Source organism: Runella sp. CRIBMP (genome assembly GCF_009905605.1).
GTDB lineage: Bacteria > Bacteroidota > Bacteroidia > Cytophagales > Spirosomataceae > Runella.
In genome coordinates this window covers 126,076-152,513 of the sequence record NZ_JAAAKZ010000012.1, presented here as the reverse complement: position 1 = coordinate 152,513, position 26,438 = coordinate 126,076, and the positions used below count along the sequence as shown (strand labels likewise).

At 45.5% G+C, this 26,438-nt stretch carries 18 protein-coding genes; 5 read left to right on the top strand and 13 right to left on the bottom strand.

The features are described from left to right. Positions 1-5: 5 nt before the first annotated feature. The gene (locus GVN20_RS22595) at positions 6-2,546 is read left to right on the top strand and encodes an ABC transporter permease (protein WP_166560529.1); all 2,541 of its coding nucleotides are present in this window, start codon (positions 6-8) and stop codon (positions 2,544-2,546) included. A gap of 46 nt (positions 2,547-2,592) precedes the next feature. On the opposite strand, the gene GVN20_RS22590 is transcribed toward GVN20_RS22595, so the two are convergent. The 6 genes from GVN20_RS22590 to GVN20_RS22565 all read right to left on the bottom strand — a co-directional run bounded on the left by GVN20_RS22590 (position 2,593) and on the right by GVN20_RS22565 (position 15,464). Further along, positions 2,593-4,053, bottom strand: coding sequence for a TlpA disulfide reductase family protein (locus GVN20_RS22590; protein ID WP_166560528.1), 1,461 nt, complete (start codon positions 4,051-4,053; stop codon positions 2,593-2,595). A 61-nt stretch (positions 4,054-4,114) separates the two neighbouring features. Further along, complete coding sequence (locus tag GVN20_RS22585) at positions 4,115-5,461, bottom strand: vanadium-dependent haloperoxidase (protein ID WP_166560527.1); 1,347 nt, start codon at positions 5,459-5,461, stop codon at positions 4,115-4,117. 9 nt (positions 5,462-5,470) lie between these two features. Further along, positions 5,471-8,875, bottom strand: coding sequence for a VCBS repeat-containing protein (locus tag GVN20_RS22580; RefSeq protein WP_166560526.1), 3,405 nt, complete (start codon positions 8,873-8,875; stop codon positions 5,471-5,473). Positions 8,876-8,908: 33 nt separating this feature from the next. Continuing rightward, positions 8,909-10,279 carry a cytochrome c gene (locus GVN20_RS22575; RefSeq protein ID WP_310586846.1) on the bottom strand — a complete coding sequence of 457 codons (1,371 nt, stop codon included), beginning with the start codon at positions 10,277-10,279 and terminating at the stop codon, positions 8,909-8,911. Between the two features lie 94 nt (positions 10,280-10,373). After that, the gene (locus GVN20_RS22570) at positions 10,374-12,071 is read right to left on the bottom strand and encodes a SusD/RagB family nutrient-binding outer membrane lipoprotein (RefSeq protein ID WP_166560525.1); all 1,698 of its coding nucleotides are present in this window, start codon (positions 12,069-12,071) and stop codon (positions 10,374-10,376) included. Positions 12,072-12,125: 54 nt separating this feature from the next. After that, positions 12,126-15,464: a SusC/RagA family TonB-linked outer membrane protein gene (locus GVN20_RS22565; RefSeq protein WP_166560524.1), complete on the bottom strand. Its 3,339-nt coding sequence runs from the start codon at positions 15,462-15,464 to the stop codon at positions 12,126-12,128. 232 nt (positions 15,465-15,696) lie between these two features. Here GVN20_RS22565 and GVN20_RS22560 point away from each other — a divergent pair, with 232 nt between their 5' ends. Then, positions 15,697-16,923: an ROK family transcriptional regulator gene (locus GVN20_RS22560; RefSeq protein WP_114459053.1), complete on the top strand. Its 1,227-nt coding sequence runs from the start codon at positions 15,697-15,699 to the stop codon at positions 16,921-16,923. On the opposite strand, the gene GVN20_RS22555 is transcribed toward GVN20_RS22560, so the two are convergent. Then, positions 16,920-17,654 carry an ABC transporter permease gene (locus tag GVN20_RS22555; RefSeq protein WP_166560523.1) on the bottom strand — a complete coding sequence of 245 codons (735 nt, stop codon included), beginning with the start codon at positions 17,652-17,654 and terminating at the stop codon, positions 16,920-16,922. The two genes, GVN20_RS22560 and GVN20_RS22555, sit on opposite strands and share 4 nt — an antisense overlap. A gap of 88 nt (positions 17,655-17,742) precedes the next feature. Then, positions 17,743-18,762 carry a pyruvate dehydrogenase (acetyl-transferring) E1 component subunit alpha gene (gene pdhA, locus GVN20_RS22550; RefSeq protein WP_114069800.1) on the bottom strand — a complete coding sequence of 340 codons (1,020 nt, stop codon included), beginning with the start codon at positions 18,760-18,762 and terminating at the stop codon, positions 17,743-17,745. A 94-nt stretch (positions 18,763-18,856) separates the two neighbouring features. Here pdhA and recF point away from each other — a divergent pair, with 94 nt between their 5' ends. Continuing rightward, a complete protein-coding gene (gene recF, locus GVN20_RS22545; RefSeq protein ID WP_166560522.1) occupies positions 18,857-19,951 on the top strand; it encodes a DNA replication/repair protein RecF in 1,095 nt (364 codons plus the stop codon). A 224-nt stretch (positions 19,952-20,175) separates the two neighbouring features. Here recF and GVN20_RS22540 read toward each other — a convergent pair whose 3' ends face one another. After that, entirely contained in the window at positions 20,176-20,808 is a 633-nt protein-coding gene (locus GVN20_RS22540) for an acetyltransferase (protein ID WP_166560521.1), read from the bottom strand. Positions 20,809-21,079: 271 nt separating this feature from the next. Here GVN20_RS22540 and GVN20_RS22535 point away from each other — a divergent pair, with 271 nt between their 5' ends. Beyond that, positions 21,080-21,898, top strand: a complete 819-nt coding sequence (locus GVN20_RS22535; protein ID WP_166560520.1) for a UDP-2,3-diacylglucosamine diphosphatase — start codon at positions 21,080-21,082, stop codon at positions 21,896-21,898. Here the strand turns inward: GVN20_RS22535 and GVN20_RS22530 are convergent, their stop codons facing one another. Both GVN20_RS22530 and purE read right to left on the bottom strand, forming a co-directional pair. Beyond that, entirely contained in the window at positions 21,899-22,609 is a 711-nt protein-coding gene (locus GVN20_RS22530; protein ID WP_166560519.1) for a LysM domain-containing protein, read from the bottom strand. A 129-nt stretch (positions 22,610-22,738) separates the two neighbouring features. Continuing rightward, positions 22,739-23,233: a 5-(carboxyamino)imidazole ribonucleotide mutase gene (gene purE, locus GVN20_RS22525; RefSeq protein ID WP_166560518.1), complete on the bottom strand. Its 495-nt coding sequence runs from the start codon at positions 23,231-23,233 to the stop codon at positions 22,739-22,741. 117 nt (positions 23,234-23,350) lie between these two features. Between purE and GVN20_RS22520 the strand changes: the two genes are divergently transcribed. Beyond that, entirely contained in the window at positions 23,351-24,262 is a 912-nt protein-coding gene (locus GVN20_RS22520; RefSeq protein WP_166560517.1) for a sterol desaturase family protein, read from the top strand. A 19-nt stretch (positions 24,263-24,281) separates the two neighbouring features. On the opposite strand, the gene GVN20_RS22515 is transcribed toward GVN20_RS22520, so the two are convergent. Then, the gene (locus GVN20_RS22515; protein ID WP_166560516.1) at positions 24,282-25,340 is read right to left on the bottom strand and encodes a LacI family DNA-binding transcriptional regulator; all 1,059 of its coding nucleotides are present in this window, start codon (positions 25,338-25,340) and stop codon (positions 24,282-24,284) included. 113 nt (positions 25,341-25,453) lie between these two features. Next, entirely contained in the window at positions 25,454-26,338 is an 885-nt protein-coding gene (locus GVN20_RS22510) for an inositol oxygenase family protein (RefSeq protein ID WP_166560515.1), read from the bottom strand. Positions 26,339-26,438 lie beyond the last annotated feature (100 nt).

Sequence of the window (26,438 nt, the reverse complement as noted above, 5' to 3'; positions counted from 1 at the left end):
ATAGTATGAATTCAAAGATAAATTTTGCGTGGCTAGTCACGATGGCTTGGCGCGACAGTCGGCGCAATTATTCGCGTTTGTTGCTTTTTGTTTCTTCCATTGTTTTGGGCATTGCGGCGTTGGTAGCGATCTATTCTTTGGGCTACAACTTGCAGCAAAATATTGATACACAGGCTGCATCGCTGTTGGGGGCCGACTTGGAACTTTCCGACAATACGCCGCCGAGTCCTAAAATGACCCATTTGGTTGATTCATTGAAAGGGCAGCAATCAAAAGAGTTGAGCTTTGCGTCCATGATTTATTTCCCCAAAAACAGCGGTACGCGTTTGGCGCAGATTCGGGCGTTGGAGGGAGATTTTCCGTATTATGGAGAATTGGAGACCGAGCCAGCCTCGGCGGGGAAAACCTTCCGCAACAAAAAAGAAGTGCTGGTAGACCAGACGCTCATGCTGCAATACCAAGCCAAAGTAGGCGATTCGCTCAAAGTAGGCGAGGTGACGTTTTTGATTGCAGGGATTCTCAAAAAAGCGCCTGGGCAAACGGGCATTGCAGCCACGGTGGCGCCGTCGGTCTACATTCCCTTGTCATATTTGAAGCAAACGAATTTGGCGCAGAAAGGCAGCCGAATCACGTACCGTTATTATTTCAAGTTTGCGCCCAAGGTCAATATGCCGCTGTTGGTCAAGAAAATTGAACCCACGGTGGAGGCCGAAGATTACAACTACCGCACCGTCGAAAGTCAAAAAGAAGATACGGGGCGCTCATTTCGCGATTTGACACGTTTTTTGAGTTTAGTCGGCTTTATTGCGTTGCTTTTGGGATGTGTTGGAGTGGCGAGTGCCATTCATATTTATATCAAGGAAAAGCTCAATTCCATTGCTATTTTGCGGTGTTTGGGTGTAAAAGCGTCACAAGCATTTCTAATTTATTTGATTCAAATTTCAGGAATCGGTTTGATTGGCTCACTCCTCGGGGCGGGATTAGGAGCCGTGATTCAGCAATTTTTACCCGCTGTATTGAAAGACTTTCTACCGTTTGAGTTGGCTACCGAACTGTCATTTTCGGCCATCGGTCAGGGCGTTGTGTTGGGGGTAATCATTTCAAATCTGTTTGCGTTATTATCGTTGATTTCCATTCGTAAAGTGTCGCCGCTTAATGTACTTCGGGCCTCGTACGAACAAACAACCATCACCAAAGACCCGCTAAAATGGCTCGTTTATGCTCTGATTCTCTTGTTTGTGTTCGGATTTACGTGGTTGCAAATGAAAAAATGGACCGATGCCGTAGCCTTTACGGGGGGGGTAACGATGGCGTTTTTGCTGCTTCTGGGGATGGCCTCGCTGTTGATGTGGTTGGTGCGCCGTTTTTTCCCTTCTTCGTGGGGGTATTTGGGGCGACAGGGATTGGCAAATTTGTACCGTCCCAACAATCAAACGGCCATTTTGATGGTGTCTATTGGCTTGGGAACCATGTTTATCTGCACGTTGCTTTTTGTACAAAACCTTTTGCTGGCCCGCATCAAACTTTCGACCGACGGCGACCAACCCAACATGGTACTGTTTGATATTCAAACACCGCAAAAAGCGCCCGTGATGGCTTTGTTGAAACAACAAAAACTACCTGTTTTACAGTCGGTGCCGATTGTGACGATGCGCTTGGATGAACTGAACGGACAAACCTCAGTAGAAGCTCTCAAAGATACCACCAATAAACGTTGGCGGGGGCTGTTTAGCCGTGAATACCGCGTTACCTTCCGCGATTCGCTGATTTCGACCGAAAAAATAGTGAAAGGTAAATGGATTGGCGAAGCAAAAGACTTGGCCGCGCCCGTGCCGATTTCGTTGGAGGATGGCTACGCGGAGCGCAATACCATCAAAGTTGGTGATACGCTGACCTTCAACGTGCAGGGAACCATGCTGACGACCGTGGTGGCGAGCCTGCGCGATGTGGATTGGGCGGGCGTACAAACCAATTTTTTGGTGCTGTTTCCCAAAGGGGTATTGGAAGACGCGCCGCAGTTTCACGTATTTCTGACGCACGTACCCAACAACCAAGTGTCGGCGAAGTTTCAGCAGTCGGTAGTGCAGCAATTTCCCAATATCTCGATGATTGATTTGGGGCTTATTCTCACCGTTTTGGACGATATTTCTACCAAAATTGGCTTTGTGATTCGTTTCATGGCGGGCTTCAGCATCCTGACGGGCTTGATTGTCCTCATTGCGTCGGTGTTGATTTCTAAGTACCAACGCATTCAGGAAAGCGTGTTGTTAAGAACCTTAGGCGCAAGCCGTCGGCAAATTTTGGTGATTACGGCCTTAGAATACTTCTTTTTGGGAACGTTGGCCGCCGCAACGGGTGTTTTATTGGCCGTAGGCGGTGGTTGGGCGCTGGCGCGTTTTAGCTTTGAAACGGATTTTAACCCTCAATTCCTGCCCGTTTTGGTGGTGTTTTTGGTAGTGCCTGCTATCACGGTGTTCATCGGTTTGGTCAACAGTTGGGGGATTCTGTCGCGCTCGCCGCTGGAGGTGCTGCGGCAGGATGTGTAGTAAGTCTAACAATGACAACGTTTCAAACGTTGTCATTGTTGATATTTTACTTCAACAGCGCTCGGATGGCTTCCTCGGCTTTGCCAGATGAGGGCCTTGGGGCAACGGTACTCACGATTTCCCCCTGTTGGTCAATGAGGAAATACTTGGGAACGCCGCCGCCGCACTGATATTCTTCACTGATTTTACGTTGTTCGATGGGCGAGAGCCTGAGGTGGACGCCTTCGGGACTATTGGTCGTTTTTAGGAATTTACGCCAGGCGTTTGGGTCGCCATCTACGGAAGCATACAAAAATACGACCTCATTATTTCCCTCAAACTGTTTTTTTAATTCTTTTGCCCACGCAAATTCGGCCCGGCAAGGGCCGCACCAAGTGGCCCATATATCGATGTACACTATTTTCCCTTTTAAGTTGCTCAATGATAATCTCTGCCCATCGGGCGTTTCTCCTGTAAAATCAGGTGCGGTCGTGCCCGGTGCTACGCTGAGCCATTTCGCATAACTTCTTTGCAGAACGGGCAGATACGGTGAGGTACTGTAATGGGTTTTGAAATCACTAAGCAGGCTTTCGGTAGCGGGGATTATTCCTAAGGTCTCTAGTGCTTCATCAATGTTTTTAGCCAGAAAAAACCCTTTAAACGGAGGAGAAAGCATACTTTTTTGAATGTTTGCGTGGGCGGCCTGAGGAATGATATGGCGAATCGAATCTATTTTTTGCGGAGTGTCGGTTGGTTTAAAAAAAGGGTTGTAGAATTTTTGCCGATAATAATAATCCAGCATTCCGGCGTAATTTATCAATCCTGAAGAGAGAAGAGTAGTATCAAAAAAGATGGTATTCGTCCACTGCTTCAGACGTGGCGGCATTTTGTCTTTGGTGGCAAAAGATCCAAAATAAGCATCAGTGTAATTTTGCGCAAATGCCAGTACCAACAGCTCATTGTTGGCCTTAAGTAAAGTACTTACATTTTTGGGCAAGGGGTGCTTTGTGACATACTGGGAATGAAAAGCCTTGAGCGCTTTTGCCATCGTATCCAGTCCAATAACAAATTCGTTTGTATTTAACTCATTGATATATTGGTTTTTATATCGAAATTTTTTATCCTTAATAACGGCGGATTGCCACAAGTAATTATTGGCGTCACCTCCTTTTCCAGTGAAGGTGAAATTGGGATTCGTTAAATCAACTTCAAGACGTAAGTCATCGCCAGGGCTAAGATAGAGGTCTGTTTTTTTAGTGCCAATGCGTATTTCGGCAAAGGTAGGCTTGGTCAATGAGAGCAGTAATACAGCATTTCCTGATGCATTAATTTTATTGCCAGCTAAAGTGTCTCTTCGGTAGTTGATCGAATTGAATTTCGTGACAAACGCGCTTAATCCCTGCGTCTTTCCTGTTATTTTTAGAGAAATCTGAACCGTGGAGGAGGCAGGTAAATTGTTCTCATTTTGGGCAAAACAGCCAATGCCAAAACAGAAAATTAACAAGTAAAAAAGGGGCGAAGTTTTCATAAAGCAGGCGTTAAAGGCTGTATATTAAATCTTTAACGAAAAGATGATATTTTGTCTGCTTTTACTTACGCATTTTTATTTTTTGAAGCACCCATTCTCCAATTTGCTGACCTTGTTTTTGACCATTTTCAATGGCAGGGCGGTAATGAATCCCGCCGTACAAACGGCTGATAGAAGCTTCTTCGGCGGCCTGTTTAAAAGAACTGAACCGGCGGGTGGGTAAGCCATAGGGTACTTCAGTAGCGTCGACGAACGCAATGTTATCCCCAAACCAATGGGTAAGCACCACCGCCACCGCCGACGAAATAACGCTGTGGCCGCTGGTATATTCAGGGAAAGGCGGTGTTTGGAGCAGCGGACGCCATTTTTCATCGATATGCGCATTAATGTAGGTCTCAGGACGAATCACATTTGAACGATACTTCTCATCCCAACAACTGATAAACCCATCAAACAATGCAATGGCCGTGAGTGTGTAGGCAGCGCTGCTTTTCAGAATATCAGCGTTGGTTTGAGCCGCTACCTGACCCGCAATTGAAAGCCAGTGACCTCCTGGCGAAAGCTTTTTTGTGCCAAAATTGAGATGTCCACGCGTGTTGAGAAAGAAGGGGTTACAATCCCAAAAATTGGCAATTAGGGTTTGTTCAGGTGTTAAATTTTGTCCTACCTGATGTACCTCTTTGGCCAACCGAAAAAATGGGCTATCGGGAGCAGTGCTAAAAGATGCATTGGGGGCGGGCCTGCACTGAGAAGCAGAGTCCAGCACTAAAGGTCGAATTCGATTCCAGTAGGGTTCTACTGCAGCCATGTATCCTGGCGGCGTGGGCAACCACATGCCGGGGCGCTTGATAGGTGTATAACGCCGCATTGCTCGGGTGGCTTTGTAGTTATCTTTGGTCGTCCAGCTCAATATGTGTTGGGCTACCTGCCGTCCATATGCTCGAGAAAGTGCCAGTGTATCAGGAGAATAGCCCTTCTGCACAAAACTTTGCCAGATTTTTGCGCTGAGTTCGTCAAACATTTGTTCCGAAAAAATCATGGTGCGTCCCGTCGTTAGGAGTGCTTCAATGGCCGCAATGCTGGGGTTGATAGGGTGGGTAGGAACAGGAGGTGGGGTGAGTTGGGAAAGTTGTCCAGCCAACGATTGATGCGAGGATGGCCGAGTTGCCACCAATGTTTCGTAGGCTGCCACGTGGGCGTATACGTACACGCGAGAAGCCACGGGCGGGGTAAGAATATCAGTAACGATGACGTCGGTCAGCAGCTGATGCGCTTGGTGGAAGGCTGTTTCCTCAAACCGGGTACTTTGACCCGTGGCCCGAGGACTGAAAATGACTCCCAAAAGCAGCAGTATTCCGCTGATGACGCTTTGTTGTAGACAAAAAAATATTTTTTTTGGGAAAGCCATGCCGTGTGTTTACTTAAATTCAAAAATCTTTAACTGGTCATTGTTTAAGCCCAATAATAACTTTCTAAGGCCTGATTTGGTCTGAACAATGGTGGCAGTGCGCACGTCCCCTTGCGCCCACAATCCTGTTTGAGCGGGCGAAAGCGGCGTGAAGAGCCCTTTGCCGTTACCTTTCATTAATTGCCCGAAACTACCGTCGCAAGGGCCCATTTGTACCCGATACGGGTGAAAATTGCCGAGAAGCAATAGGTCTTTTTGGCCGTCTTGGTCTATGTCTTCGTACAAAATACTGCTGATGCGTGAAAACTGTGCTTCAACCGAAAATGCCTCAAATTCAAATTTGCCGTTGTTGTTACGAAAAATTCCCGAAGCCAATTGGCGGCAGTAGACCGTGTTGGCTTGGGCGAGTTGCCGGGCTGAATAAATGTCGTTGATGGTGGCGTTGGCGTAGAGATGATAGCGGTTAAATTTTTTACGAAGCGGCACCACTTGGTCGAGCAGTTCATCGCGGGAGGCTACAGGATAGCTTTTTCCCTCTATGAAATAACTCCAGATGGGATCAATGACGCCGTCGTCGTTGATGTCGGCGGTCACGATACTCATGGGTTCTTTGACCGACGCTCTGAATTGGTTGTTGAGGCCAGCATTGCCCGCAATGATGTCCAGATCACCATCATTATCAATATCGGCAGGCAGCAATGTGGCCCATAGCCCTTCGGTATTAATGAGCCCACTTTCGTTTGATATATCGGTAAGACGGCCGCTTTTGTTACGGAAAATTTTAAGGGGCATCCAATCGCCCGCCAAAATCAGTTCGGGATATTTATCATTGTTTAAATCAGCCCAAACCGCGGTTTGAACCATGCCGACGCTACGTAAGGCGGGGGCAGCTTGCTCTGTAATGTCGGTAAAAATACCTTTATCGTTCTGGAGGAGATAACTCACCGAAGGCATGGGGAAAAAACCAGCTTTGCCACGCCCTCCAACAAAGAGGTCGAGGTCGCCGTCTTGGTCAAAATCTGCCGCAGTGATGGCCATTTTGCTGTCATTCATGGCAGGAAGGACCGAAGTGTTACGCTGAAAATTACCTTTCCCGTCGTTGATATACAGCCGGTCTTGGTATTCAGGAGAGCCAGATTCGTACTCATTTCCCCCACTCACCACGTACAAATCAGCGTCTTTGTCACCATCTACATCGAAAAAAAGGGCGTTGACATCCTCACTGACGGCTTCTTTTTGCCAAGGTTGTTGTGCGGCCCGCTGAAAATTGCCATCTACACGTTGCTGCCACAATTCGCCGCTTTGGTCTACAGCTCCGCCCACAAAAATATCCTCTAGCCCGTCGCCATTTACATCCGCTTTCGCCAGTGCTGGCCCTAGTCGGGAGAGTTGGTACGGGATCAAAACTTCGACTTTAAAATCAATAAAATCGTTTTCTCGGTGATGAAAATCTAAGGTGTTTTTTACGGCGGTTTCGGTAAATATCGGGGAGAGGATAGGCTGTGTAAAGGCGACAGTTTCGGAGGCTTCCTGTTGCGATAACTCAATCAGGCGGTCGGTGGGAGGGTTGGGTAAAATGCTGCGCTTTCCGTTGGGCCAATACACCGTGATGGATTTGACGGAGGTCTGTATTCCTAGTCCAAAATTGAGCAATGGTTCGACCGATGCCTGATAGCCACGCACGGGATACAGCTCCCGGTATTGAACCCCAGCGGCGGTTTCAACGACGACTTTCGCCCCCAGTGCTTGGGTGTTTCCTACCTGCCCCTTCAGTTTTACCTTTAAAAAATGGGGCTTAGCACTGTCAAGGTTGATTTGGTTTTGATAAAGGTGTACGGGTTCATTTTGGTTACAAACCACCATGTCCATATCCCCGTCGTCGTCAAAATCGGCGTAGGCGGCAGCCGTTGAAACCGAAGGCGAAGTAATGCCCCATTCTTGGTTTTTCTTTGAAAACGTTAAATCATGGTTGTTCCGAAAAACATAATTAAGCAGTCGGTTTGAAGGCATTTTTTTGACCAACTCAAAGGTCTGAAAATCCAGTATTCCGCGCGCTGCGTAGTCTAGTTTGGCTTCAGCAACGATATATTTCATGAAATCCAAATCGGTAAAATCGCGCAGGTAACCGTTGGAAACAAACAAGTCCTGCCAACCATCATTGTCAAAATCGGCAAACAAACCCGCCCAACTCCAGTCGGTGGCAGAAACACCTGCCAACTGACCAATTTCTGAAAACGATGGCCCTGCGTTGTTTTGCTTCAATCCTTGGTTCAATTGTAGCATATTACGCATATTTTGATGATAATAGCCGCTGTCTATCAGGAGTTTATATTGGTCATATTCGTCTGGCCCCTTCAACATTTTTTGCCGATGGTTATCTTCAGGCAGCATGTCGAGGGTAAACACATCGGGCCGTGTATCGTTGTTATAATCGGCAATGTCTACCCCCATCGAAAACTTGGAAGTGTGGGCCATGCTCTGGCGCAATGATTCTTTGAAAGTGCCGTCTCGTTGATTGAGATAGAGGCAGTCTTGCTCAGTATAGTCACTGGTGGAGTAAATATCTGGCCAACCGTCGTGGTTTAGGTCAGATATGGCAACGCCTAACCCAAAATTGAGTGGGTTGTTAATAATTCCTGCCTGTAAAGTAACGTCCTCAAATACGCCTTTTTCATTTTTTAATAATCTATTTCCAAAACGCATATCGGGGGTTGCGCGGATAGAACGGGTATTCAGGAAAGGATTGTAGGTGTGATTGGAATGGTTGAGGACAAACACGTCCAAGTCGCCGTCGCGGTCATAATCAAAGAAGGCGGCTTGGGTGCTTTGCGTGCCCGGCAGATCCAGTCCGTATTCACGAGCACTTTCTTTAAAAACAGGAATCCCTTTTTGTACTCCCTGATTGATAAAAAGCTCATTGACGAGGCCTTCAGGGGGGAATTTCCCCGAATGACAGACGTAGATGTCCAATAAACCGTCGCCATTAATATCTACTACACTCACTCCAGTGCCCCAGGTGCCATTGCCAATGACGCCGGCGGGAGTTGTAACGTCCTCAAATTTCCAGTTTTTGCGATTGAGGTATAATTTGTGGGGAACTGTATTGCCCGAAAAAAATAAATCTGGTAATCCGTCATTGTCAAAATCTCCCACACCTACGCCGTTGCCGTTGTAGAGGTATTCGTATTTGAAAATGTGCAAAGAATCGTCTTCTTTGATTTGGTTAATAAACCTAACGCCCGTTTGGTCTTGACTCAGCAGTTTGAAGAGAGGCTGGGCAGCGGCTGATATATCGGGGTGTTGTTTGTCCTTTTTACCGATGGTTACAAACTTTTCTTTGGATACCGTTGGCGGTAAAATCTCAAACAGCAATAAAGCGGAGAAACCCAAGGCGCTGTATAAAAGTCGATTCATATCGGTCGTGTTTAATGGAAGAATCCAGCCCGTTTATTCCCAAGTTTTTTTTTCGTCGTCGTCTTGATAAGGTACATATACCAGCAACAGCGTGAGCATCTCCTGGTCGCTGCGCATATCGCCCGTCGATAAGATAAGCTTCGGCGGGTTAAACGGGTTAGCTGGGTTTTCGGCGGTGTTGTCGTAAGTGCCGTCGATGTTGATGACTGAGCCGCGTCGTAGTACCACTGGCCGGCGATAACGATAGAGTTCTTGCCATCTGAAATCCCATTTGGGGATATGTACCAACGGAATGGTATCGGTCGGAGTGGTGGCGTAGGCTTTAAATTCAGCACCGATTTGGTGCATATGCGGCCACACATACAGCAATGAAATATCCTCGTTTCGGTTGGTGACTTGGAGGTGGTGCGTTGATTTGTCATTGGCAAAAATCATCAGCGGAGGGTCGATGTCTTTCTGACCGATGCCGCCAGAGCCCAAGCTGATTACTTTTACGGTGCGTTGGATGGGTTCAGATTTAAAAAAGAAGTTGACTCCGTCGATGCTTTCGGCGTCTTTGCCCGCCGGACCAAAGTGAATCGTCAGCAAAATGACGCCCCGTTTGGGCATTTTCCAGCCGACGCCCGCTGGGTATGACTCGTACGATGAACCTGGAATCCAGCCGCCATAATAGACCATCTTCTTTTTATAGGGAAGCCATTGGTCGTAGTTGTATTTCTCGTCGGTGCCCAGATTGATTTGTGACACTGTGGTATGAATATCAATGCCAGGGTCTTCAACGGGGTGAACGGCGTAGTTGGCGTGGTGAATGATTTTTTTATTGTTGGACGTAAACTCTACCGCTTCCACATTGGCTTCGGCGGGCAGTTCAAAAGGAATCTTAAATACCATAAAGCGCTCTTCGCCATCACCTTTTTGCAGGTAAGCTTGCGCCATCTTGAGTGTCAGGTCGGGTTTGCGGTGGTAGGCGGTACCAGCTTCGGTGCGCTCTAAAAGTTTTGTTTCGGCTTCAAGGTTGACTTTTCCTTTGGGCATACCGTCGTCAATCCACGATCCAATGGTTTGGATTTGAGCCTCGGTGAGTTGACGTTTGTTGGTAAAATCGGTGTAGTGGTCGTTGGCGTACCAGGGGGGCATGTAGCCGTTGGTAGTCACTTTTTTGATGAAGTCGGAGCGTTTACTGATGTCGTTGTAAGTAATAAGATTAAACGGAGCCGCTTCGCCGGGGCGGTGGCATCCCGCACAGTGTGCATGGATAATGGGTTGTACGTCTTGGTAGAAGGTGAATTTTTGGGCAAAAGAAGTAATACTGATAAGGCAGAAAAAGAATGCCTTACGGGATACGTTCATTTTCGGTTTCCCCAATCGCATGGTAAAAGTGGTATTTGGTAGTATGAGATGCACAAAAGTACGATAAATGAAAGAAAAAAATTCCGAGATAAAACTATCTCGGAATTTAAATCAGTTTACCAAAGTTCAACTCTATTGAATTGCATTATTATTGATCCCACCATACACGGCCGGTAGCATCCTGTGGGTCGCGGCCCCATCCTGTGATGGCAGCCATGGCGTCGTATGCACCTTTTTTGTTGGTATAGTTAGGGTCACTTGTGTTAATTAAACCAAGAGGGGCACGGCGTGGAAGGCTCAATACTGCACCGTTTGAGCGCATATTAGGCAATGCCAAAACCGAAGTTGCGTTGGGGAAACCTGTTCTTTTCCAAACGGCCCATCCTTCATTTACTTTGTTGAAGTAATTGATGTAGGCTTGGCTAGCAATTTGTTCCAGCGCTTTGGCGGGGTTGAAAGCTACTTCTGGTTTGGCCAGATAAGCCGCGATTTCGCCCGCAGCCAGTGGGGTGTAGTTTTCGATTTTACTACCTTTGGCTACTTCGTCAAACCACTGAATGGAAGCAGTAATTCCTGCTTCATACCAATCTTTGGCCGACTCTGATGTGATGGTGAGGGCTGCTAACTCAGCACGCATCAAACAGAAGTCAGCGTACGTAATGACAGGTAGGTAAGAGTTGCCATCACCAACGCCGTTGCCGCTGTTGAAGGCAGGCTGAAACAAACGTGGTTGAATGTTAGACAAAGTATCAACGGATACTTGCTGACCGTTGACAGTGATGGTGCGCGGGGTATAAAACGCACGGCGATTGGTGGCGTTTTGGGCTTCGTCGGGGCTGGTAAAGCTGCCTACATAACGACGGGCATTTTCGGTAGTACCCGCAGGCAATTGCTTAGCGGCAATCAAAGCGTTAATATTGGCCTGTGTGTAGCGGTTTGGCGTAAAAAATGCGTCCAAACGCGGGTCTTTGGTGTTCCACATAAAATCAACTAATGGCTTTCCAGCTCTAAAACCGTCGGGGTTCCAGTTGCCACCACTAGTAAAGTCAAAACGACCTACAAATACCCAACCGTCGGCGTTAGATGTCATTAAGTCAGCGGGCGTGGCCAGTACTTCCTGAGCAATGCTACGAGCTTTAGCGGCATCTCTTTTGACGAGGCGCGTAGCGATTTTCAAACGGAGCGCATTGGCGGCTTTTACCCATTTGGCAGCGTTGCCACCGTAGTACTGGTCATAAGCAGGTGCACTTGTGTTAATTTGAACTACCGTTTGTGGGGTTTTTAGGGTAGTAACGGCTTCTTTCAAATCGGTATCCAACTTATTGAAAAGCTCCTGTTGCGTGTCATATTTTGGGGTAAGTGTACCGCCATAACGCGCCTGAAAAGCGTCAGAATAAGGAATGCTGCCGTAGATGTCGCTCACGTAAAATGCGTAGTAAGAACGCAATACGCGGGCCATCCGAACCATGTGCACGTATTTTGGACGCTCGCTTTCGGGCAGGCGGTCTACTAGCTTTTCCAAATCATACAATACGTTGCCGATTCCGTTATAGAAGCGGCCGTAGCGCTGAGAGAAGTTATCTACGTTGCTCGTAAAGCCTAGCTCGTTGCCGTTGGTACCTGTATTGTATTGCATCCAAGGCATGATACGGCGATAAGTATCGTAAAAAGCCTCGAAATCTTGTGAATGCAAGCTGATGGTTGCATTGAGCAGCTGATTTTCCGGTGGTACGGTTGAAAGCGCATCCGGATCTTTGTTGATTTCCACGAAGTCTTGCTTTTCGCAGGAAGTAGTGACAAATCCTGCAACGAGCAAACCAAGGATTGTTTTATTGGACCATTTCATAATATTCTGTCTTTAATGAATGATTGTAAAAATTCAGCAATGAACGGCTGAAAATTAAAAACCTGCGTTAAGGGTTACACCAATGTTACGTGAGAATGGCAAACCACCGTATTCGGCAAACTCACCCGGACGGTTAGATTTCAAACCTTCAGGGTTGATGCCATCGGGGGCAGTACGGTACAGGTAGCCTAAGTTGCGACCCACTACGCTGAGGCGTAGGGTCTGGAACTTGATTTTGTTTACAATCTTAGCTGGTACATCGTAGCCTACTGAGATTTCACGCATCGACACCCAAGAGTTTTCAAAGGTTGAATACTCACGGATACCCGACGACCATTGGGTAAGGTTTTCGTAGTAGTTGCGGGCAGGAATTGGTGTAATGTAGCCTTTTTGTACTGCTTCGGCATAAGTCATACCACCCAATTCGATGGTTTGACCATCTTTGGTTACTTTAAAACCATCCGCCATAACACCATCAGGAATAATACCGTCGTCGCGTCTTACTCCCTGTGCATCCGTAAATTCAACGCCGCCAAGCTCTTTGTTACGGCCAGGTAGACTGCGGGCAAAGTTACCGCTTTGCGAACCGTACTGGTGCGTAGCAGAAGCCATCATGCCGCCAATTTTTGAATCGACTTGCAGGTTCAGGGTAAAGTTCTTGTAAGTAACGGTGTTGATGTTGCTCAACAATACTCTTTCCATGATGCTGCCGATTTCTTTTTCGCCTTGACCATAAGCACCGCTGCGCATAAAGCCAAGGTAACCACCAGAGCCACCGCTCACTGAGCCGATTACGCGTTGTCCGTTGCTAGGGTGTGCAACTGGGTTGCCAGAAGCATCTTTTCTCTGATAAGTGGCAAAAGCATAAGAAGTTACGATGGTACCGTAGTCTTTTCCAACGCGGGCCACCGAAGCCATATCGGCACCGAATGCCAAATCAAGCTGGTAAGAGCTGATTCCTTCGGTCAATTCAAGGATTTTGTTTCGGTTGCGGGTAATGTTCAAAGAAGTATTCCAACGCACATCATTTGATTTGATTGGGGTAGCTGTAATCATCAACTCAATCCCTTTGTTTTGGATTTTACCAGCATTGATAATCCGGCTACCAACCCCTGCTTCTGAAGTAACAGGAATGCTCAAGATTTCGTTGGTAGTGAGTTTGTTATAAACGGTAAAGTCGATACCAAGACGATTGTTGAAGAAGCGGGCGTCAAAGCCAAGTTCCCACTCACGCGCCAAACGGTTACGTAATCCGTAGTTGGGCAGGGTGTTGTCGCGGAAACCAGAGCGTTGAATGGTACCACCTGGATAATTGTAAACTCCGCCAGGGCTATAGATACCTGTACGGTTGAGTGACCACGGGTCGGTATCGGCTCCAGTGTAGCCAAGGCTACCGCGAAGTTTACCGAAACTGAGCCAGCTAGGCAAGTTTTTGATGCTTTCGGTCACGATGTAAGAAACCCCAACTGAAGGATAATAGTAAGAGAAATCTCCGCTACCATCAGCATAAGTCAGGGTAGAAGAAAAGTCCATACGATTGCTAAAGTTGAACGTCAAAAACTCTTTGTACGTCAAGTCACCGTATAAATAGACGGCGTCGGTACGTTTTTGGGCGATTAGACCCGTAGCAACCTCAATGCGGTTACGAGCGTTGGCCAGTGAATATATCTCAGGCAAACGCAAGCCACCATCAGTATAGGTGCGGTAGTTACGACCACCCAATAGGCGGTTGGTTTCTCCACCTGCCGAGATGTTAAATTGCAAATTGTTGCCAATGGTACGGTTAGCACTCAAGACGGCCTGTAAACGATACTGAGAGTCGTCTTGTGTACGCGTTTGATATAAGTCGTTGCCAGCAAAACGGGGACCATCACCACGGTTTTTGGTCTCTGCTTTAATCAATTGGTTCTGTACGTTTCCGCGCACCAAAAGGTTGAGCCACGGCGCGATATTGGCCGTAAGGTCGATATTGGTACGGAATACTTTCTCATTCTGAAGTTCGTCTCTTTCAAATGTTTCCCAGAAGAAAGAAGTAATGTTGTAAGGGTCGTTTACACCCTGACGGCGGCCACCTGCCACGGGGTCAATGTAGTTGTTGGCCCAATAATTAATGTCGAAAGTACGGGGACGACCAAACACGAGACGGAATACTGGGTTGAAGTTACCTCCCTGACGGGCGGGGTTCATCAAGTTGTTGTCGGTGTAGTCAACGGTCGCATCCAACGTGAAGATTTTTCCAATTTTTTGGGTGGCTCTTAAGTTAAAGTTGTTACGCTGGAGTTCAGTACCTGAAGGCATAATGGTACTGTTGTTGAGGCGTGAATAAGCGGCTCTGAAAGTGGTTGTTTCGGTACCGCCTTCAACGGCTACGTTATGGTTGGTATACCGACCAGTTTGGAAGAAATCAAGTGGGTTGTTAGCTACCCACGGCACCATCCGTCCGTCCATATCACGCACCATTTGCCCCTGCAAGCGCGGGCCATAAGAATAGCTCCATGCGCCGCCTACGCGGTCTACTTCGTCTACGCCGTCGGCTCCTTTAGTGAAAGTTGGGTTGATACCCGCCCCAAATTCGTTTTGTAAATCAAGGAAGCGATAGGCTTTTTCAAAAGAAGAAGTATGGTTGTAGGTTACGCCCAATCCCTTCTGTACACGTCCTTTTTTGGTTTGAATTACAATTACCCCGTTCAATGCTTCGGAGCCGTAAAGCGCACTTGCACCCGAACCTTTCAGAACGGTCATCGACTCAATGTTGTCAGAGTTGATGTTTTTCATGATGTTACCCATGTCCTGAGCAGCACCCCAAGAGTCAGCCCCCGAAGTTCCAGGACGAATTAGCACGCCGTCAATCACAAAAAGGGGTTGGGTGTTGCCGCCCAAAGAAGCATTTCCACGAATACGAATCCGAGAAGAAGACATCGGTCCGCCAGTGCCTTGGTCAATGTGTACACCAGCCACTTTTCCTTGAAGTGAGTTAACAACGTTGGCGTTGTTGGCACGGATAAGGTCTTGCCCTTTTACTTCCTGCACCGCATAGGCCAGTTTTCGGGTTTCCTGTTTTACCCCAAATCCCGTCACAACTACTTCGCTTAAGGTTTTGGTGTCTTCATCCAATACCACAGATAAAGCACTGCTGTTTCCAACTGACACCTCTTTCTTTAGAAAACCTACGTAAGAAAAAATCAACGTTGAGCTGGGGCCAATGTTGATTCGAAAGTTACCATACTGGTCAGTGATGGCGCCACTGCGAGAGCCCTTCTCAATAATGCTTACGCCTGGAATGGCTTCGCCTTTAGCATCGCGTACAGTACCCGTGAGGGTACGGTTGCTTTGCGCAAAGGCTGAAATGCAGCCTAGCAAAAGCAACATGCACACAAGTAGCGGTTTTTTCATAAATGATGGATTGTTAGTAGATGATTAGTAAAAAAAATAATTTTTGGTTGTACTTGTTAAGAGTGAATGGAGGGATTTATAGAATTATTTTACAATTATAAAGAGAAAGTTAATTTTAACAAATAAATTTAATAAAAATTATTTTTAATTTGTATTAATTACTAAAAAAAATTAATATTACATTTATACTTTTAAATACAGTAATTTCAACGCTGTTTTTCCTTAATGCTATATGTTTGATTCCACTACTTCGTCTGAGGTTGATATTCTGCCTAAAACTTCTGTCGTTGACTACAAAAAGAGCCAACATCGTCGTCGTATTCTTACTGAGTTATACCGCTCGGGTACTTGTTCAATTGCCGAAATGGCGCGCGTCATTCACAGCAGCGTTCCTTCCGTGACCAGTATCGTGGAAGAAATGGTAGAAGAAAAATGGATCGTACCCGTAGGAACGGGGGTGACAAAGCAGGGCCGTAAGCCCGTTTTGTTCAGTCTCAGTACGGAGCGTTTCTATTCTGTTGTGTTGGATGTAAACACGCATGATACCAAAATTCTGATATTAAATCTTAAGAATGAGGTGATTATGCGTAGGGACTTTAACCTGCGTTTGGAGGATTCTCCCCAATTTTTGAAGAGTCTTGTTGAGGCAACCGAGCAAGTTTTACGGGAGTCAAACATTCATTATGATGGCTTTATGGCTATGGGCGTTTCGGTGGCTGGATTGGTGGATGCGCGCAAAGGCTTCAACTTTACGTACCGTAGCCTGAACCAAAATGAGTCTTTTGGCACTTTTTTGGAAAATTATTTCAAATTTCCAGTCTACGTTATCAATGACACCAAAGCGACAACGTTGGGTGAGCACCGTTTTGGATTAGCACAGGGTAAAGACCACGTTTTAGCTATTTATATTGATTGGGGCGTAGGTTTAGGCGTTATTTTGAACGGAGAAGTTTTTCAGGGAGCGTCGGGATTTGCGGGTGAGCTTGGTCACATTCAGGTGGTGCCCAACGGGGAGTTGTGTCATTGCGGAAAAGTAGGATGTCTCGACACCATTACATCGGCAGCTTCATTGATTCGACGTATAAAAAAAGGATTGGCCGAAGGTAGAATTTCTCGACTATCGGCGATTGAAGGCGAAAAAATAGATGCCGAAACCATCATTGATGCCGCTTGGCAGGGAGACTCATTTGCCATCGATATCCTGCACGAAATCGGAATGGAACTTGGCAAAGGATTGTCTATCGCGATTCATTTGTTCAACCCCGAAATTATCATCGTGGACGGAATCGTGGCAAAAGCAGGCGCTTTTATCACCAATCCAATTGAGCAAGCCATCAATAAATATTGTTTGACGGACTTCAGAAACAACCTCACCGTGGTTATATCTCAACTGGGTCAAGAAGCCAAATGGCTTGGAACTCAGGCGTATGTGGTTGAAAAGGTAATTGAAAGTATCTAATCCAATAATAGCAATTGCGCTAACAAATAATCGGCAATCAATACGGCAATACAGCTGTTGGTAACAGCAGCTGTTGATGCTTGCCCTACTTCCAAGGCTCCTCCTCGGGTAAAATACCCTTTAAATGAAGAAATAGAGGTAATCAGAAAGGCGAACACCACCGACTTGATGATGGCAAAGGGGATATTGAAGGGACGAAAATCAGAACGAAGGCCGATGATATAATCTTCAGGAGAGATAACATTGGTGGCGATTCCTGCCAAATACCCCCCAAAAATGGACAAGAAACCTGAGAGAATGACCAACATCGGAAAAGTAATGACCGAGGCAATGATTTTGGGCAGTACTAAATAAGAAATTGAATTGATTCCCATCACTTCCAGTGCGTCGATTTGCTCCGTAATGCGCATCGTACCTAGCCCGCCCGCGATGTGAGAACCTACCTTCCCCGACAACACAACGCAGGTGATAGTGGGCGCAAATTCCAGTATACTGCTATCGCGGACAATTAACGAAATGATGTAATTAGGCACAAAAGGGCTAACGAGGTTGTCGGCCGTTTGAACGCAGGTAACGGCCCCCAGAAAAGTAGCAACGATGGAAACGATAAAGACGGAATTGGTGCCGATTTCGACACATTCATCAAATACCAGTTTGACGTATACGCGAAACTTCTCGCGGTTGCTCAATAAACTTCCCAGAAAAATAAAATAATTCCCTAACGTTTTCATAGCCATAAAAGTAGATAAAAAACATTGGACTACAGATACTAGTGGTTATGTCCAGCATCTATAGTCCAACGTTTACTGTCAACGAAAATTAATCCATGATAAAAGGATAATCTTCCTGAACGTACACATCCTTGAAAATCTCGGATGCATCAGGCCAAGGAGATTCTTCCGAAAACTTCACGGCGTCTTCTACTTGTTGCTTGATTTTGGCGTCGATAGCGGCTAATTCTTCTTCCGTAGCGATTCCGTTTGTCAGGATTGTGGACTTTACCATTTCGATTGGGTCGCGCTTTTTGTATTCTTCAACTTCCTCTTTGGTACGGTATTTTTGCGGGTCCGACATGGAGTGTCCACGGTAACGATACGTTTTGAATTCCAAAAAGGTTGGGCCTTGCCCGCTGCGAGCACGCTCTGCCGCGCGGCTAACGGCCTCATGTACGGCTTCTACGTCCATGCCATCAACGGGCTCCGAAGGCATATCGTAGGCTTCGCCAATGGTGTAAAGGTCGGTAACATTGGAGGTCCGGTTGACCGACGTTCCCATTGCGTAGCCGTTGTTTTCTACGACAAAAATGACGGGGAGTTTCCAAGTCATGGCCATGTTAAACGCCTCGTGCAAAGCACCTTGGCGTACGGCTCCGTCGCCAAAAAGACATATACAAAGGTTGGTGGTTTTGTTGTATTTTTCGGCAAATGCAATTCCAGCTCCCAACGGGATTTGCGCGCCTACGATACCGTGTCCGCCCACGAAATTGTGTTCTTTATCAAAAATGTGCATTGAACCGCCTTTTCCTTTGGTCGTACCCGTAGCCTTCCCGAAAAGCTCGGCCATAATGGCGTTGGGGTCAGTACCCAATGCCAACGGAATGCCGTGGTCACGGTACGCAGTAATCCATTTATCATCTTTAGTCAATGCACTTACTCCGCCCGACGAACACGCCTCCTGACCAATGTACAGGTGACAAAAGCCGCGTATTTTTTGCTGACCGTAGAGTTGCCCTGCTTTTTCTTCAAACTTACGCTGAAGTTGCATTGACTCATACCAGTACATATATCGTTCTTTGGGATGGGTAATTTTTGCGGGTGTCGCTTTGGTTTTGGTTGCCATTTTTTATAAAAAATAAAGTTTATCGGTCAACTATGAACTGAGAACTGTTGACTATTTTATCTTTGCCCCGCGAAAATAAGCATAAAACCAATTAATGCCACAGCTACACTTAGAAAAACTCCATTTGACGTACTTCAAAAATTATGAAGAGGGGCGTTTTGAGTTTAGTCCCGGGCTCAATTGTATCGTAGGGGAGAATGGAAGCGGAAAAACCAACCTGCTTGATGCCGTCTATTGGCTGGGGTTGACCAAGAGTGCCTTTCAGGTGCAAGATGCGTTTAGTATTCAGCACGACGCTGATTTTATGCTCATTGATGGTTTTTTTAAGAAAGACTCCCGCAAAATACAGATTACGTGCAGTCTGCAACGGGGGCAACGAAAAGTGTTGTTGTCGGATAAAAAAACGTACGAGCGCATCAGTGACCACATCGGGGAGTTTCCAGTGGTCTTGGTTGCACCCAATGACACCGATTTGGTGCGGGAGGGAAGCGAAGAGCGGCGGCGTTTTTTTGACGGTGTGCTGTCGCAGCTGGACCAATTGTATCTGCAAGATTTACTTCAATATAACAAACTGTTGGCACAACGAAATGGCCTCCTGAAGATTTTTTTTGAGCGCCATTATGTGGATGATTTATTGTTGGATACGTACGACGAATCAATAATTGCCCTTGCCAATCGGATTTTTGACCGTCGTCAGCGGTTTTTGGTTGATTTTGAGCCTTTGGTGCAGCATTATTACGAATTTTTGGGCGAAAGTCGAGAAGCGGTGGCGGTGAAATACGAATCGGAAATGGAAGATTTGGCGTTTAGAGAGAACTTCCGGCGTCATCGTCAGCGGGATTTGCAAATGCAGCGTACGTTCATGGGCGCCCACAAAGATGATTTTCGGTTTGAAATGGGTGGGGTTGCCCTGAAAAAATTTGGTTCGCAAGGGCAGCAGAAGTCGTTTGTGTTGGCGTTAAAACTGGCCCAGTTTGAACTACTTTCCGTCGAAAAAGAAATGAAACCGTTGTTGTTGTTGGATGATATTTTTGACAAGCTAGACGACCGTCGTATTCAAAAATTGATTCAACTCATTGAAAATGAGTCATTCGGGCAAGTATTTTTGACGGATGCCCGCCCTGACAGAACGCGTGAGCTGTTAAAGGATGTGAGCGTGGACGTGAAGTTTTTTGTAACTAATATTTAGAGCAGAACCTGATTTTAAGCGGTACCAATCAATTTGAAAAATGGTATACCTATCAAAATATAGTACATGATTTCGGTAACTCCTACGTTGGGTAAGGTACAAAGTCGAAAATTAAAGATTTAATGCGGGATGATATTCAAGTGAAGTGGGTGTTTTTAAGGCCGTAAATCCTTGAATATAAGGGAAGGGGCTTCACTCATTGAGGCCCCTTCTGGGTTAAAATGTTAGACCTTTTTGGCTGGATTCCCAAAGACGCGACTTCCTGCGGGCACATTTTCTACCACTACCGAACCTGCACCTACGCTGGCCCCTTTGCCGATTTTTACGCCCGAAATAATCGTAACTCCTGACCCGATAAAGGCATCCTGCTCAATCACTACGCCACTGCCAATGATGCTTCCGGCTCCGATATTAACGTAGTCACCCAAGATGGCATCGTGCTCAATGATGACGCCAGTGTGCAAAATAGAATGGTGGCCGAGTACCGCTTTGGAGCTGATGGCTACGCGGGCACCAATCAAATTTCCGTGGCCGATTTGGGCAAAGGAAGAAATGATGGCCGTATCATGAATGGCGTTGACGGGCATAATGCTGCGTCGTTCGTTGAGCATTTCGACGAGGTCGTGCCGTTCGGCACGCGCTTCGATTGCGACAAATGCTTCACACTTTTTGCCGATGAGTTTTAAAAACCCATCGTCGTCGGTACTTCCCAAAACGGTGTATTCACCAATTTGGGTGTTGTGTAAATTAGGGTCATCGTCCAGTAAGCCATACACTACTACGTTATTGCGCTGAAAAATATCTAATGCAACCACTCCTAAACCTTTTGCCCCAAAAATTAATACTGGGTTTTCCATGTATGTATACGGTTTTGCTGATAAAATTTTGATGTATCTTAAATGACTATTTCATTTTTAAAGTTCCTCCAAATGTACTAAACTACCAAATCTTTATGTTTGGTTGATTGGAAACGAATAGGGTTATCATGCTTAAAATCAATTGTTTGACAAATGATGTTTTGGGTAGATTATTCTTTGTTACTCAAATGTTATTGCACAAAAAAAAATATATTAAAAAGGTAAATTGCTGATAATGAATAAGTAATGGATTAATGTTTTTTTTGAGAACATGAAAAGCAAGATCCATTTTCGCACAATCGTCATTTCGGACCTGCACTTGGGTACGAAAGGCTCCAAAGCCAAAGAAGTCACTAACTTCCTGAAACAATATAAATGCCGAAAGTTGATTCTCAACGGCGATATCATAGATGGATGGCAGTTGAGAAAATACGGCGCGTGGAAGAAAAAACATACCGCATTTTTTAAGACAGTCCTAAAAATGATGGATGATTATGACACAAAGGTAATTTATCTTCGTGGTAATCATGACGATTTCTTAGACCGTATCAGGCCCCTTCGATTGGGGAAGCAGTTTCAGATTCGAAAAGATTACATTCTTAAATCGGGCTCCAAGCGTTTCTACATTACCCACGGGGATGTTTTTGACAGCATCACTACCAATTTAAAATGGTTGGCTTACTTGGGCGATATGGGCTATACATTCCTGCTTTGGGTCAATAAACTCTACAATCATTATCGTTCGTGGCAGGGACTTCCATATTACTCATTGTCGCAACAAATCAAGCAACGGGTAAAGGCGGCGGTCAGTTATATTTCTGATTTTGAGGAAAAGCTAACTGAGCTGGCCCGTTCACAGAATTGTGATGGAATCATCTGCGGACACATTCACCAACCTGCCATTCGGCAAATAGACGGCTTGATTTACATGAATTCGGGGGATTGGGTGGAATCGTTGAGTGCTTTAGTGGAAGACCACGATGGAAACTGGAGTTTAATGTTTTACAATGAACAAGAAGTGAAAAGTGCTTCAGAACCAACCATTTCAGAGTTTTTTGGACGTAAAGAGCGGCTGGCCAAAGTCAGTTAACTATTTCTTTTCTGGAAAAGGAATAATCAGTTTTTCACCCCGTTCGGTAAAGTTTTTAGTCTTCTTATTGGCAGCCATCAGTTGCTCAACCGTTACGCCATATTTTTCGGCAACGACCCGCAATATATCGCCGGGCCCAACCGTATGAACGGCCTGAACGCGAACCTTTATGCGGGTTACCCCTGATTTTACATCAGTACTTTCATCTTTTATGACTGGGTTGAGCCCTTTAAGGGTTCCGCTTTTTAGATTGTACCGATTGGCGATGCCGTAAAACGTCTCACCACTCTGAACCGTGTGCGTAATTTCTACGCCTCCAGGATCTACCGCGACTGGCTTAGGTTTTTCAGGGGCTTTTTCTTCGGGCTTTTTAGTTTCTTCTTCGTCGGCAGGGCGAGGGGTGGGAGTTACCGTTTCCTCTTCCTTGGGAGAATCGCTCGTTTTCTCTTCTGTGGTACTGCTGGTTGTCTCTTTTGAAGATTGAGGCACCGTCGATAACTGGTCGTTTTCGTTAGGTATGGGCTGTAATTCCCGCCCTGTGGTGTCCAAAGGGGTATTAAGAAGCTGATCTACATCGGCAGCGTCGTCGGCGATGTATTCATAACCTACGTACAATAATCCAGCAATCATCAAAACCAAAACGCCTAACGAAAGATAAGGCAACTTTGATGATTCTTCAGGGCGACGATTTCTATTTTCGTTCTCTGACATTTGATTTGGTGGTGTTTTAGTCGATTTCCGAAGTGTAAAGGTTGTACTTTATAGCCATAAAACCCCAACTTGGTATAATCTAATTCAAATTATGTGAAAATTTTGTACCTTACAATGATGCCCCTTATTTTATTTGGAGGCGTTCATTTTTTTGGCTTCGAGGCTCATTTCGGCTACTTTCACTTTGAGGTCTTCTTTGTATTGCTCAAGTTTTGTACCAACTGTTGTATCTGACGTACCAATAATTTGTGCGGCTAAAATTCCCGCGTTCCGGGCACCGTTGAGGGCCACGGTAGCCACTGGCACACCAGATGGCATTTGTAAAATCGAAAGAACTGAGTCCCATCCATCTATTGAGTTGCTACTTTTGACAGGGACACCGATTACAGGCAACGTTGTTAAGGAAGCAATCATCCCTGGCAAATGAGCGGCTCCCCCTGCCCCAGCGATGATGACTTTCAAACCCCTAAGGCGGGCGTTTTTGCCATAATCAACCATTTTTTCGGGAGTACGATGGGCAGAAACGATGTCTATCTCAAAATCAATCTCAAACTCTTTTAAAATATCGACAGCTTCCTGCATTACTTTTAGATCTGAAATGCTGCCCATTATGATTCCTACCATGTTATTTTCGTACGTATTTTAGCTTATTATACAAAGTTTCGCAGACTTTATCAACTTTGGCGTGTTAAATATGTGTTGTTTTTACTTAAATTGCCGCACAAAAATAGTATTTTTCTAATGACTAACGAATTAGAACAAGCGTTAATACAACTGACGACGCCATTTTATGCTTTGCTAATTGGATTAGAAGCTTTGGCGAGCCATTGGCAACACCGTCAGAATTATTCTTTTGCGGACACGCTTACCAATTTTTTGTTGATGCTTTTTAACGGTGGAATTGATTTGGCCTTCCGTGCCGTTTACGTTGTTGTTTTGGTATGGTTTTATCAATATCACTTTACCGAAATTACCAACGTTTATGGATATTGGTTATTGCTGTTTTTGGCCGAAGATTTCCTTTTTTATGTACTGCACGTGGTAGACCATTATTGTCGTTTGTTTTGGGCGGTTCACGTTACCCATCATTCTTCGGAGTATTTTAATCTTACCACGGGTTTTCGTTCTTCGGTATTCCAGCCCTTGTATCGGTTTATTTATTTTATCCCGCTGGTTTTGCTAGGTTTTCGTCCCGCCGATATTATACTGATGTATGCCATTACGCAAATATACGGCATTATTGTACATACCAATTATGTTGGAAAATTAGGCGTTTTGGAATATATTTTGGTTACTCCCTCGCATCACCGGGTGCATCATGCCTCCAACGTAGAATATTTGGATAAGAACATGGGAATGTGTCTTATTATTTGGGATAGAATATTCGGGACTTTTCAGGAGGAAGAAGCAAGTATTTCTTTAAAATATGGATTAACAACGCCCCTTGCCAAACGGAGCATTGGCCATACCGTTTTTCATGAATGGAAGGCAATCTTGGATGATTTGAAGCGTGATGTAGATTTTAAAACAAAAATTAAGTACGTGTTTAACCCGCCAGGATGGTCACACGATGGAAGTACCAAAACCAGTAATCAGTTGAGAGAAACAATTATTTCGGCTAAGGAACCCATCGGGGTAGAATCTGACTTTTAACGCGCATCAAAAATTACCATCAAGAGCCTTGGTCGGGGGAAATATTGGTTCTTAAGGTAGACTCTCGGACGATGAGTGAGGCCGATAAAACAATGTTTTCAGTAAGCTGATTGGCAGAGGAATCCTTTAATTGACTTAAAAATATCCGAGAAGCCTCAGTGCCGATTTGTTTTCCGGGGCGTTTTACGGTGGTAAGCGTAGGGTGAATGTAGGCTGATATGGGTGAGTCATCAAATCCCACAATTGCAACTTGGTTGGGCACTTCGAGTCCATTTTCTCTCACAACATACATGGCCCCAATCGCTACTTGATCATTCACCCCAAAAATTCCGTCGGGAGGATGTGGCAGGTCCAAAAGGCGTTGGGTGGGAATAATGGCGCTTTCTACCCCAAAATTGGTCGTGACAATCAACTCTTCATCCAAAGGAAATTGATATTTGGCAAGGCAATCAACATAACCTTTGTAGCGTTGCTCAGTCACGGCCAGACCATGCGGCCCTTTTAGATGAGCAATTCTTTGGCAGCCTATTTTAATCAGGTGTTCAGTGGCGGCAAAGGCACCATAATAGTCGTCGATGGTAACCCGGCAAGCATCAAATCCTTCGTATTCGCGGTCAATAAAAATGAGGGGGACTTTGCGTTGAATGATACTTTCCAGATGTTCGTAATGCCCTGAGTCATACGTCTCTTGCGATATTGAAAGAAAAATACCTTCAACTCGGTTGGCTAAGAGTTTTTCAACGTATTCTTTTTCAAGGAGATAGCTTTCGTTGCTTACACAGATATTCATCAAATACCCCAAAGGTTGCAGAATGGATTGCAAGCCTTCGATGATGGCGGTTTCGTGTTGATGATTGAGGGTAGGGACGATTACGCCCAAAGTTCCTGTTCGTTTGTTAAGAAGGCTGAGGGAAACCGAATTGCGTTGATAACCAACTTTTTGGGCATACTCCTGAAGATTTCGACGGGTATCCTCATTGATTAAAGGATGGTTATTTAGCGCCCTTGATACGGTAGAAGGGGAGCATTTAAACTTCTTGGCAATGTCTTTAATCGTAACGGGGCGGTCAGCAGCCATGGCAATAATAACTTGAGGATTGCACTAAAGTACAATTTATTTCTCAATACTGATTTTCTTTTACGGGAGTATCTTTTAAAACAAAAGAGCGGCTTCAAAGCCGCTCTTTTGTTTTAAAATTTGAGAGTTGCCGGTAAATATTTAGCGGCTAGATCCTCGTAATAAGGACGAAGTTCTTTCCAGTTTGGAACCTTTGGCGACTTCGTGTATAAATCATAAGGATTGAAAACTTTTACCCACTTAAAATATTCGTGGTCATGCTCGTCCATCAAATGCGTGTAGGCATTCTCGCGGTGCTGTGCATAAAACGAGTGATAACGAATCATATACAACGCCGACTCGGGCAAGTAATTTTTGGTCATTTGGTACAAATACTCATCGTGCCCCCACGACATGTGTACGTTGCGCAGACCGCAATTGGGTTCATACACGCCATATTTGGTATTATAGCGCTCATCGTGCGCATCAGGGTTGGCTTGGAAAAATTCAGGGAAAACGATTTTGCCTGAATGCTTGCAACCTACGGGGAAAGTATCGCCTACTACCGCCCACTGGGGTTCTCCAAACAAACAAAGTACTTTTCCCATGTCATGCAATAAACCCGTCAACACAAACCAATCAGGATGACCATCGGCACGGATGGCTTCAGAGGTTTGGAGCAAGTGTTGAAGCTGATCAAGGTCAATGTCTGGATCAGAATCATCGACCAACGTATTAAGAAAATCAAATGACTCCCACAGGGTCATTTCTTTTTTGTCAAACTTAAGGAAGTCGCGCTCTTTTTCCATCACAAAGTCATAGGTCTGATACTTGTGATTGAGACGATAAAACTCCGTCACCGTGTCGCGGGCGGGAGTGTCATAATTGCGGAATTCTTCCTTGGCTTTGGCCTGAGCGATGCTGTCAGGATCGGGATAACGAACTAAAAGGTCGTCTTCCCACTCATCTAAACTTGCCAAAGGAGCTATTTCTGCATTGCTGAAAGTCGTTGCGTTCATGAGTACTATGAAAGGTATAATTGGAGTTGTCGCTTATAACTCAACAAATATACATTATTAAGTTTTTAAGAAATAAACCTTTGTGACAAAAGATATATGC